The organism is Synechococcus sp. 63AY4M2 (assembly GCF_002760475.1).
Classification (GTDB): Bacteria; Cyanobacteriota; Cyanobacteriia; order Thermostichales; family Thermostichaceae; genus Thermostichus.
Genome location: NZ_AXUX01000001.1, coordinates 501,026 through 506,025 on the forward strand (window position 1 = coordinate 501,026; position 5,000 = coordinate 506,025).

Genomic DNA, 5,000 nt, shown 5'->3' on the forward strand with positions numbered 1-5,000 from the left:
TTGGTGGGAGAAGTCAGGAAGAGGTTGTTTGAGCTATGAAACTATATCAACGACCCCCATCATGGGTAAGCGACTAAAGTGGCTAGCGGGCTTTTCCGGCGCGCACTCAAGTGCGGGGCTACCAAGCTATCCTTTTGTGTCGGGAAGCAACCTGATCTTTTTTGGAGCGGCCATGAACGCGCGTCAACTGGCCCTCTTGGCTCTGCAGAAGATCGAGCGGCACAACGCCTATGCCGACGTGGTGCTAGAACACTTGTTGGCCCATAGCCGCCTGATCCCTGCCGACTGCCACCTGGTCAGCGAGTTGGTGTATGGGATTACCCGCCGTCGCCGCACCCTTGATGCCCTGATCGACTGCTTTGCCCGGCGCCCCGCCCACCAGCAACCGCTCGATTTGCGGCTGATTCTCTACCTTGGCTTCTACCAACTGGCTTTTCTGGATCACATCCCGCCCAGGGCCGCCATTCACACCAGCGTGGAGCTGGCCCGCCAGGTGGGCCTGGGATCCCTGACGGGGGTAGTCAACGGCATCTTGCGCGCCTACCAGCGGCAAGCGTTGGATGGGGCGGAAAAGGATCCCCTCAAGCCCTTGCAGGACACTCTGCCCACTGACCCGATTCAGGCCTTGGGGATCCGGCATAGCTTTCCCGATTGGCTGGTGCGCCTCTGGTGGGAGCGCCTGGGACCAGCCGAGACCGAGCAGTTGTGCGCCTGGTTCAACCAGCCGCCCCACCTGGATCTGCGGGTCAACCCGCTGCGGGCGGATGTGGACAAAGTCATCCAAGCCTTGGCAGAAGCGGGGATCCCTGCCTCACCCATCCCTGAGGTGCCGGGCGCCCTGCGCCTGGGACAACATGCCGGCGACATCACGGCCCTGCCCGGCTTTGCCCAAGGCTGGTGGAGCGTTCAGGATGCCAGCGCCCAGCAGGTGGTGCACTATCTGGATCCCCAGCCGGGAGAGCGAGTCATCGACTGCTGCGCCGCTCCGGGCGGCAAGACCACGCATATGGCCGAGCAGATGCAGGATCGCGGCGAGATCTGGGCCCTGGACCGCCATCCCCACCGCCTGCGCCGCCTAGAGGAAAATGTGCAGCGCTTGGGCTTGAGCTCGATCCGTCCCCTGGCCATCGACCTGCTCTCCCTGGACGCCGCTGCCGAACCTCCTGCACCCCTGCCCCCGTGGCAGAGCGCCGACCGAGTGTTGTTGGATGCCCCCTGCTCCGGCTTGGGCACCCTGCACCGCCACGCCGACGCCCGCTGGCGGCAAACCCCCGCCCAGATTCAAGAGCTGGCCCATCTGCAAGCTCAGCTTCTGCAGGTGGCAGCCCGGTGGCTCAAGCCGGGCGGACTGTTGGTGTACGCCACCTGCACCCTGCATCCTGCCGAAAACGAGGCAGTCATCCAGTCTTTTCTGAACCGGCATCCCCACTGGGCTGCCGAAGGGGATCCCCTGCTCATCTGGCCTCATCGCCAGGATCGGGATGGATTTTTTATCCAACGGTTGCGTCGCCGCGATTAAGCCTTCCCCGCCCCATCTCTCCTCTTCCTCCGCATGGCTTCTGAGCTGCTCACCAGCCCCAAAAACCCTTGGATCCGACAGTTGCGGCAGTTGCACCGCAGCAAAGGCCGGCGAGAACAGGGCGCCTTCCTGGTCGAGGGATCCCACCTCCTCGAAGAGGCGCTGGGGGTCGGCTGGCCTCTGCGAGCTGTCTGCTACACCTTCGACTGGGCTGAGCGTCACCCCCGCTTGTTGGCCAGCCTGCCCAAGCATCTGCGGCGGCAGGCCGTCAGCTTGGAAGTGATGGCGGCCCTCTCTACGACCGAGTCTCCGGAAGGGGTTGTAGCTGTGGCCGTTAGCCGGCAAATCGCCTCCCCTCCCCCAGAGGCGCTGCGCCTGGGCTTGGTGGTCGAAACGCTGCAAGATCCAGGTAATTTGGGATCCCTGATCCGCGTCGTGGCGGCCACCGGAGCCGATGGCCTCTGGCTAAGCGCAGACAGCGTCGATCCGGAAAACCCCAAAGTCCTGCGGGCCTCCGCCGGCCAGTGGTTTCGCCGCCCGCCTCAGGTTCTCTCTGACTTGCCCGCCTGGATCCAGTCCTGTCGTCGCCAAGGGATCCAAGTTTTGGCCGCCACCCTCGCCCCTCTGGCCACCTGTTACTGGGATCACGACCTCACTCGGCCAACCCTTTTTCTCTTGGGCAACGAAGGGGCTGGCCTGCAGGAATCGACGATCCAACTGGCCGATGCCCAGGTGCGGATCCCGATGGCTGCTGGCGTCGAGTCCCTCAACGTGGCCATGACCGGGGGATTGCTGCTCTACGAAGCTTTGCGCCAGCAGCGAGCCCAGTTGAGAGGCACAGCTTGAAGAGCCGCCCTCGTTTCAAAACTCCTCATCTGCAAAGATGGGGGCCTCAACCTCTTCCTGCTCTCCCTCCTCTATCCCCCCCGGTCGGCTGGCAGAAACCGTTACCCCTGCAGAAAGTTTTTCCCGCACAGCCGCTTCCACCTCCGCCAGGATCTCCGGCTTTTCTTTCAGGTAAACGACCAGATTGTCTCTCCCTTGGGCCACATTTTCCTCTTTGTAGCTGTACCAGGAACCGCGTCGTTTGAGAATGCCCATCTCCTCGGCCAGATCGACAATGCAGCCGATGTTGGAGATGCCCTGGCCGAAGATGATGTCGAATTCTGCCCGCCGGAATGGGGGAGCAACTTTGTTTTTCACCACCTTGACCCGCGCCCGGATCCCGTATTCTTCAGCACCTTTCTTCAGAGTTTGCACGCGGCGAATATCCAGCCGCACCGACGCATAGAACTTGAGGGCATTGCCGCCAGTGGTGGTTTCCTGGGGGCCGTAGCCGATGCCGCCGATTTTGGAGCGCAACTGGTTGAGGAACAGAACAATTGACCCGGTTTTGCTGACGTTGCCGGCAATCTTGCGCAGCGCTTGGCTCATCAGGCGGGCCTGTAACCCCACATGGGCGTCTCCCATATCCCCCTCGATCTCGGCGCGGGGAACCAACGCTGCCACCGAGTCCACCACCACAATGTCCACAGCAGCAGAGCGCACCAGTTGATCGACAATCTCCAGGGCGGCCTCCCCCGTGTCCGGCTGGGAGATGAGCAGATTCTGGATATCTACCCCCAAAGCCGCCGCGTAGGCGGGATCCAGCGCGTGCTCGGCATCCACAAAAGCAGCCGTTCCCCCTCGTTTTTGCACCTCAGCGATGGCGTGCAGAGCAACCGAGGTTTTCCCAGAAGATTCCGGCCCGAAGACTTCGATGATTCGCCCCTTGGGGTAGCCACCGCCCATGGCCAAGTCGAGGGTGATAGCGCCGCTGGGTATGGTCTCCACCCGCATCTGGGCCGCATCTCCCAGGCGCATGATCGCCCCTTTGCCAAAATTGCGCTCGATCTGGCCCAACACCTGATCCAGAGCTTTGCGTTTCTCCGACTTCAACTTGTCCAAGTCGTCGCCGTTGTTCACGTCGGCAGCTTTGCGGGCCATAACCAGCACCCTCCCCCAGGAGTCGCGGTGGAAAATCAAGCCTGCATTCTAACATTGTCGCCTTGTTGCCCCCAGCGGATCCCTTGATCTCCCTCCAATTGCAGTCAGCTCGTACCTTGCCTCGGTTCCAAGCTCCCCTCTCCCTGAGGGAGAGGGGCTGGGGGTGAGGGCCGCTCCCTGAGGGAGAGGGGTTGGGGGTGAGGGTCGCAGAACAGGTAGAGTGAGCTAGAAAGACCGGTTTAGGAATACTGCCGTGTTCACGACCCTGGTGTTGCGATCCCCCGGTCCAATTGTGTTTAGCTGGGGGCCATTCAGCCTACGCTGGTATGGCCTGCTGATCGGCTTAGCAACCGTTTTGGGCCTGTTTCTAGCTCGCCACCTGGCGGCACGGCGCGGTCTTCCCCCCAATTCCATGTCCGATCTGCTGCCGTGGCTGGTGGTGGGCTCCCTGCCCCTTGCCCGTTTTTACTACGTGGCTTTTGAGTGGGAGCGATATCGAGATGGCCCTTGGTGGAAAGTCCTGGCCCTCTGGCAGGGGGGAATGGCCATCCATGGCGCTTTGCTCGGGGGCACTGCAGCGCTTTACCTGTTTGCCCACCGGCATCGGCTCAACTTCTGGCTGCTGGCCGATTGCATCGTTCCTTCCCTCAGCCTTGGCCAGAGCATCGGTCGCTGGGGCAACTTCTTCAACAACGAGGCCTATGGAAAGGCTTTGTCTCCGGCTAGTTCTCTGTGGATCCAACTGCAGCTCCCCGACGGATCCCGCGTGCATCCCACTTTTTTGTACGAATCCCTCTGGAACCTCGGCCTCTTCGGGATCCTGCTCTTTTTGAACTATCGGCGCCAGCCTCCGCCCGGTAGCCTCCTGGGCCTCTACCTGCTGGGGTATAGTCTTGGACGCTTCTGGATCGAGGGGCTGCGCGCCGACAGCCTCATGCTGGGGCCCCTGCGGGTGGCCCAGGGGGTGAGCCTACTGCTCATCGGAGCTGGCCTGGCCCTGATGCTGACCGCTCAAAGACGTGCTTCTGCTCACCTGAGCCCAGTGAGGCCCTCACCCGCTCTCTCGACAGGGATCCCTGCCCCTGAGCACCCCCCGAAGGAGCCGTAAGCCATGGCGAGCGCACGAGATGAAGAGCTTTGGCAACAAGCTTCCCCTCTGGTGTTGTCCTCTGCCGCTGCCACCCAATCGCTGGCGGCCCTGGTGGCTCAGGCCGCCGTTCGCCTCCTCAGAGGCCCGCAACACAGCCCCCAGCGCAGGAGCAAGACAGACTCCCCTCCCGGCCTGGTGATCCTTCTAGAGGGCAATCTGGGCAGCGGCAAAACCACCTTTGTGCAGGGGCTGGGGCAAGGGCTGGGGATCCCGGAGCCCATCGACAGCCCCACCTTCGTGCTGGTGCACGAATACCACACGGGACGGATCCCTCTTTTTCATTGCGATCTCTACCGTCTAGAGTCCGCCTCTGGCGGAGCCGAGTCCTCAGCTCTGGACGATCTG

The 5,000-nt window shown here is 62.3% G+C and carries 5 protein-coding genes (1 of these 5 cut by a window edge); 4 read left to right on the top strand and 1 reads right to left on the bottom strand.

From position 1 onward, the window contains the following. The first annotated feature begins 172 nt into the window (after positions 1-172). Both SYN63AY4M2_RS02300 and SYN63AY4M2_RS02305 read left to right on the top strand, forming a co-directional pair. Positions 173-1,519 (top strand): 16S rRNA (cytosine(967)-C(5))-methyltransferase, encoded by a 1,347-nt coding sequence (locus tag SYN63AY4M2_RS02300; RefSeq protein ID WP_011429967.1) that lies wholly within the window; start codon positions 173-175, stop codon positions 1,517-1,519. A gap of 33 nt (positions 1,520-1,552) precedes the next feature. Then, the gene (locus tag SYN63AY4M2_RS02305; protein ID WP_011429966.1) at positions 1,553-2,365 is read left to right on the top strand and encodes an RNA methyltransferase; all 813 of its coding nucleotides are present in this window, start codon (positions 1,553-1,555) and stop codon (positions 2,363-2,365) included. A gap of 15 nt (positions 2,366-2,380) precedes the next feature. On the opposite strand, the gene recA is transcribed toward SYN63AY4M2_RS02305, so the two are convergent. Continuing rightward, a complete protein-coding gene (gene recA, locus SYN63AY4M2_RS02310) occupies positions 2,381-3,505 on the bottom strand; it encodes a recombinase RecA (protein WP_099812230.1) in 1,125 nt (374 codons plus the stop codon). Between the two features lie 253 nt (positions 3,506-3,758). Here recA and lgt point away from each other — a divergent pair, with 253 nt between their 5' ends. Together lgt and tsaE are read left to right on the top strand one after the other, a co-directional pair. Continuing rightward, entirely contained in the window at positions 3,759-4,613 is an 855-nt protein-coding gene (gene lgt / locus SYN63AY4M2_RS02315) for a prolipoprotein diacylglyceryl transferase (RefSeq protein ID WP_011429964.1), read from the top strand. A 3-nt stretch (positions 4,614-4,616) separates the two neighbouring features. Further along, on the top strand, positions 4,617-5,000 hold the 5' portion of the coding sequence (gene tsaE / locus SYN63AY4M2_RS02320) for a tRNA (adenosine(37)-N6)-threonylcarbamoyltransferase complex ATPase subunit type 1 TsaE (RefSeq protein ID WP_099887172.1). 237 nt of this gene lie beyond the right edge of the window; only the first 384 of its 621 coding nucleotides appear in the window; the start codon lies at positions 4,617-4,619; its stop codon lies beyond the right edge, outside the window.

What these genes read in the sequence shown, in the direction of transcription:
- SYN63AY4M2_RS02305 (WP_011429966.1), top strand. Translation starts at nt 1,553, where the DNA reads ATGGCTTCTGAGCTGCTCACCAGCCCCAAAAACCCTTGGATCCGACAG.
- recA (WP_099812230.1), bottom strand. Translation starts at nt 3,505, where the DNA reads ATGGCCCGCAAAGCTGCCGACGTGAACAACGGCGACGACTTGGACAAG.
- SYN63AY4M2_RS02300 (WP_011429967.1), top strand. Translation starts at nt 173, where the DNA reads ATGAACGCGCGTCAACTGGCCCTCTTGGCTCTGCAGAAGATCGAGCGG.